Origin of the sequence: Curtobacterium sp. B8, from assembly GCF_000333315.1 — a bacterium.
In the GTDB taxonomy this organism is placed as follows: Bacteria; Actinomycetota; Actinomycetes; order Actinomycetales; family Microbacteriaceae; genus Curtobacterium; species Curtobacterium luteum.
Map to the genome: position 1 here is coordinate 1 of NZ_BACW01000415.1, position 5,083 is coordinate 5,083.

Genomic DNA, 5,083 nt, shown 5'->3' on the forward strand with positions numbered 1-5,083 from the left:
CGCTCCTGACGGTCCCGCTGCCCGGGGAACGGCGGTACAAGCAGTCCGTGAACAGTGCTGCCGTTGAGACCGACTTCTACGCCCTGCCGGGGCATGACGATGGCGATGACGTCCTCGAGCGGGCGCTTGCGGAAGTCGAGGCCCCGACGGCTGCGATCATCGCGCAGATCGCGTCAGGCGTGTGGCCGCTCCCATCGGCGGACCGTCAGACGCTCGCCTTCTTCATCGCGTTGCAAAGCACTCGCACACAGACGCAGCGCCGCACCGTGGATTCACTCGAAGCACAGCTGGCGCGTCTGCAAATCGGTGTCGGCGGACGCGAGCTCTTCACGCAGCAGCTCCAACGAGCGGACCCGCAACTCACGAACGACACCGTCGATCGGATGTGGGCCGAAGCGATACGCCCCGAAGGGCCGCCCTTGCGGGTGAGCAGCATCGAGTTCGCCGACCAGATGCTCTCCAGCGCGACGCAGATCCTCCCGTACATCCTCGGACGTCCGTGGACGCTCGTCCGATTCGATCGCAGATCGCTCGTGACCTCTGATCATCCCGTGTCCCTCGTCACGCCAGCCGATGCGTCCCCCTGGGAAGGTGTCGGCTACGCCACTGCAGCAGGCATCATCATGCCGCTGACGCGCAAGCTCGGCCTGGTGATGGGGGACCCGATGGTCTTCGCCGAGCACATCTCGGTCGATCGCGTGGCAGCTGGCGAGCTCGACATGACACTCCCGCTCGGGAGCACTCAGATGGAGCGCTTCTTCAACGAACACACCGTGGGATTCGCGAGCAAATGGCTCTTCCTGCATCCGAAGGACGAGCGATTCCTTCCCGAGGACCTGCCCGAGCCGAACCCGATTCGGATGGAGATGGGGAGCCAGGCCTGGGAGTGCAACGGGGAGCCCTGGGGCCGTGCGAGCGCGGGTGGTCGTGACGACTCAGTTCCGGCTCGGTCTATCATTCGAACAGACGTTCGATTGGAGATGCCATGAGTCGACGCCGCGCCGACCGCTGGCCGAGCAGCGAACTCCGCACAGGCGAATACCGCACAGTGCCGGCAGATGTCTCGCGGGCTGCGGTCAACGAGTTCCTGACCCGTCCGTACCCGGTGAGCCTCACGCGCGAGGAGATCGGCCCGGATGCACCCGTCCCGGTCTCGGACGGGGACACCGTCGACGTCTGGCTGCGGTTCGTCGAGGTGCGCGTGCAGGAGCGGGCGGTCGTCGTCGCGTACACGGACCGGGCGGTGCAGGTGGAGGTCATCCGGCGGGACGGATCGCGGTACCGGGTGTGGGTGTGGCAGGGCGCGGTGACGATGCCGGGTCGGGAGCGTTGACGATGGACGACAGTGCCTGGGCGACCCACAGGAGACCGAACGAACGGTTCATGGTCAGGTGCGCGAGGGCTGCGTGGGGAGGAGCGGTCCTCGAGCTCGCTCCGCGACGCCGCGTTCCCCGTGAGCCCCGGGTCACCGCGTCCAGAACTCCTCGGGCCGACGCCCCGCCCGGAACCCGAACGACTCGAGCAGCACCGTCGCCTCGGGGAACCCCGTGGCGAGGGCGTCCGCGGTGTGCGCATCGCTCCCGAACGTGACCGCCCGGCCGCCTTCCTCCGCCCACCACTGCGGGACCCACGACCAGAGCCGTCGGGTGTTCATCTCGAGGGCCCGACCGGACGAGGCGATCGCGCGCATCCCCGCGCGGAACCCCTCCTCGAACTCGCGGGGGTCGAACGGGCCGGCGGTGGCGCTCGGCCAGGAACGGACGGCGTAGTCGATGTGGGTGAAGACCGCGAAGGAGTCCGAGCCGGCGACCATGCGCGGGATCTCGGCGAGGTACGCCCACATGACGTCGGCAGGCGGCCGGTACCGGTAGAGCGTCGACGGTTCGGTCCGGGCCCCGGCATCGTGTGCGGCACCTCGAGCAGCGCCGTCCGCGTCCGATCCTGCACCTGCGTCACCCTCTTCGAACGGCAGCATGTGCAGCGACCCGTTGACCCGGTCGACCCGGCGGACGACGTCGGCCGCCGCGGCGTTCCACAGGTGCGGTTGCCCGAACTCGACGCCGGTCAGGATCGTGAGCTCCGGGAAGTCGTACCGACAGCGGTCGATGGCGGCGAGGTACCCGTCGAGGTCGAGCGGCGGCAACCGCACCCGGCCGTCCACGCCCACCAGGCTGCGGGCGTGCGATCCGAGGTCCTCCGGCCCGGTGACCCAGTGGTCCTCGAGGTCGAGGTGCTCGGTGAACACGAGGGCCGGCAGTCCGATGCGCACCGCTCGCTCGCAGGTCCGCCGCATCGAGCCGACGGACGACGGGTCCGATCCGGCGTCCCATGAGAACTCGCTGTGCACGTGCGCGTCGGCGGGCAGCGTCATGGAACCGACCCTGCCACCGGGCAGCACCGGCGGCAAGGCCGGTCACGACACCGGAGCGCCGCAGAACACCGGTGACGCCGCGACCGCGGATGCGGCTGTCTCGTCAGCGCCGGCGGCGGACGCCTCCGCGCACGGCGGTGATCGCGGCGCCGCCGAGGAGCAGGCCTGCTGCCCAGGGCAGGAGGCCCAGCGCGTCCGAACCGGTGTAGGCGAGCTCGGTGCGGGTCGTCGTCGGGACGGTCCGTACGGTCGTGACCGCGGTGGGTCGCACGGCGACGGTGAACGCCGTGGCGAAGTCCTGCGCCGACACCGGCAGTCGGTGGGTCGACGCCTGCGGGAACGTCACGTCGGCCCGGCCGGTCCACTCCTCGTCCGGCGCGATGACGTCCGAGGCGTGGTCGGAGGTCACGGTCACCGGCGTGGGTATCCAGTCGTCGGCGTGCACGGCGTTGCCGAACCGGTCGACGAGGTCGCCGCCGACGAGGAGGGTGCCGCCCTGGTCGATCGTCGGCTGGCCGCCCTCGAAACCGGACCCGAACGTGATGTAGCCGTCGCCGTCACGGGTCGTCTCGTTCTGGAACGTCCACACGGTGCCGTCGCGCTCGATGACCCAGCTGGTCGAGTGTGCGGTGAGGACGGTGGACCGGTCCTCGGCGGTGACCTCGATGCCGAGCGGTGCCCCAGGGGTGGTCGTGAGGTGGACGTACTGCGACACGCTCGTGGTGCCGTCGGTCGCGACGATCCGGAAGGCGTACGTCCCGGCGTAGTCCGAGGTGCCGGACAGGACGCCGGTCGTGTGGTCGAGGGTGATCCCGTACGGCAGGAAGGACGAGTCGTCGCCCTCGGACTCCTCGGGCGACGCGTCGGCGTCCCAGTACTGCACGGAGTACGTCGGAGCAGGGAACCCGGTGGTGGCGAACGCGTGGCGGAACCGTTCGCCGGCGCCGGTGGTCAGCGTGACCGGGTCGTCCGGGGTCGACTGGTCGTCGAACGCGGGCGGCGCCGTCACCCGGGTGGTGCTCGCCGACCGTGGGTCGTCGGTGAGGGAGTCGACGGTGACCGTGATGACCTGGCCCGCGTCCGCGCGGGTCGGCGTGTAGGAGTCTCCGTCGGCCGCGAGGGTGGTGTCCCCGGCGCGCCAGGAGTACGTGACGGGGCCGGTGAACCCCGTCGCACGCGCGGTCAGCGTGGCGCCGACCGTCGGCGCGCCGTCGATCGTCACGGCGGTCGCGTCGGCGGTGGGGGACGCGGTGTCGGACGGGTCCGGGGACGACGAGGCCGCGGGTGTGGTCGGGTCCGAGGTCGCGGGAGTGCCGGCCGCGGTCCCGGCATCCGCAGGCGTCGCTGCATCCGAGCCGGCGGCGCCCGAGCCGGCGGCACCCGTGCCGGCAGCACCCGAGTCGGCGGCGCCCGAGCCAGCGGCGCCGGTGTCGCTCGCCGCTCCTGCGTCTGCCGCTGCCCCGCCGGAGCTCCCCGTGTCCGCGGCAGCCGGGTCCGCCTGCTGCCCGACCACCGCGACGTCCGCGTCAGTCCCGGAGGTCGTGTCTGCGGCGACTGCGGCAGCGGGGCCCGCCACCCCGAGCAGGCCACCGAGCGTGATGACGGCGACGAGTGTCCCCGCCGTGCAGGCGCGACGACGGTTCGGAGTGCGGTTCGGCAACGGGATTCCCCCTCGGTCATCGGACACCAGGCATTGCTGTCCGTTCGCGAAGCATAGGGGTCCTCGGGGCTCCGGTCCGTGCCACACGTTCGAGGGGGGAGTCGAGAAAGCCCTGGTCAGCGAGACGCACCGCCCCGATCACTGAACGACTCTTCAGATGGAGTGTCGAACGAAGGGTCCGCGGCGGCCCCCTAGGATGGTCGAACAGGGGCTCTTAGCTCAGTTGGTAGAGCGCTTCGTTTACACCGAAGATGTCGGCGGTTCGAGTCCGTCAGGGCCCACCCCGCGGGGACCGCTCCGCAGAGCCAGAGCCATAGACAGAGCCAGAGCCAGAGCCCACCCCAGCGAGCGGAGGTGCGACCGGTGCGCACCACCCCGTCGCCCCGGACCGGCCTGGTCGCCGTCGTCGTCACCGCGGTCCTCTGGGGCACCACCGGCACCGCCGCCGCGACCGCCGCGGTCGGCCCGCTCGCCATCGGTGCGGCCGCACTGGGGATCGGCGGACTCCTCCAGGCCGCCGTCGCCGTCAGGCCGCTCCAGAGGGCGCGGCCGGTGCTCCGCCGCCACCTCGGTCTGGTCCTGGTGGGCGGCATCGCGGTCGCGGTGTACCCGCTCGCGTTCTACAGCTCCATGCACACCGCGGGCGTCGCGATCGGTTCCGTGGTCTCGCTCGCGTCCGCCCCGCTGGCGTCGGGCGTGCTCGAACGCGTGGTCGACCGCCGACCACTCGGACGTGCGTGGGTGGCCGCCGCGGCGCTCGGGGTCCTCGGCAGCACCGTGCTCTGCCTGTCCGGCGTCGACAGCGGGCAGGCCCCGACCGACGCGCCCGCCGGCACCGACATCGGGTCGGGCGGCACGGTCCTCGGGATCCTCCTCGGACTCGTCGCCGGCGTCACGTACGCGGTGTACTCGTGGGCGGCCCACCGGCTGATGGTCGTCGGCGCGGGCCGTGCGGCGTCGATTGGGGCGGTCTTCGGCACGGGTGGCGTCCTGCTGCTGCCGGTCCTGGTCCTGACGGGCGGCGCGTTCTGACCTCGTGGACAAACGTGCTG

At 71.5% G+C, this 5,083-nt stretch carries 5 protein-coding genes and 1 tRNA gene; 4 read left to right on the forward strand and 2 right to left on the reverse strand.

The genetic code is table 11. The annotated features are described in order from the left end of the window. Positions 1 to 989 (forward strand): DUF4238 domain-containing protein (locus I59_RS10735; protein ID WP_049976570.1); only part of this gene is annotated, 989 nt, incomplete at its 5' end. After that, positions 986 to 1,333: a hypothetical protein gene (locus I59_RS10740; protein ID WP_148286173.1), complete on the forward strand. Its 348-nt coding sequence runs from the start codon at positions 986 to 988 to the stop codon at positions 1,331 to 1,333. The genes I59_RS10735 and I59_RS10740, both read left to right, overlap by 4 nt. A gap of 132 nt (positions 1,334 to 1,465) precedes the next feature. Here the strand turns inward: I59_RS10740 and I59_RS10745 are convergent, their stop codons facing one another. Together I59_RS10745 and I59_RS10750 are read right to left on the reverse strand one after the other, a co-directional pair. Then, positions 1,466 to 2,371: a PHP domain-containing protein gene (locus tag I59_RS10745; protein WP_022903875.1), complete on the reverse strand. Its 906-nt coding sequence runs from the start codon at positions 2,369 to 2,371 to the stop codon at positions 1,466 to 1,468. A 103-nt stretch (positions 2,372 to 2,474) separates the two neighbouring features. Then, on the reverse strand, positions 2,475 to 4,031 hold the full coding sequence (locus I59_RS10750) for a putative Ig domain-containing protein (protein ID WP_022903876.1): 1,557 nt from the start codon (positions 4,029 to 4,031) through the stop codon (positions 2,475 to 2,477). 208 nt (positions 4,032 to 4,239) lie between these two features. On the opposite strand from I59_RS10750, the gene I59_RS10755 reads away from it, so the two are divergent. Together I59_RS10755 and I59_RS10760 are read left to right on the forward strand one after the other, a co-directional pair. Continuing rightward, positions 4,240 to 4,312, forward strand: a tRNA-Val gene (locus I59_RS10755). An 82-nt stretch (positions 4,313 to 4,394) separates the two neighbouring features. Then, a complete protein-coding gene (locus I59_RS10760) occupies positions 4,395 to 5,063 on the forward strand; it encodes an EamA family transporter (RefSeq protein WP_022903877.1) in 669 nt (222 codons plus the stop codon). The last annotated feature ends 20 nt before the right edge of the window (positions 5,064 to 5,083 follow it).

What these genes read in the sequence shown, in the direction of transcription:
- I59_RS10740 (WP_148286173.1), top strand. Translation starts at nt 986, where the DNA reads ATGAGTCGACGCCGCGCCGACCGCTGGCCGAGCAGCGAACTCCGCACA.
- I59_RS10745 (WP_022903875.1), bottom strand. Translation starts at nt 2,371, where the DNA reads ATGACGCTGCCCGCCGACGCGCACGTGCACAGCGAGTTCTCATGGGAC.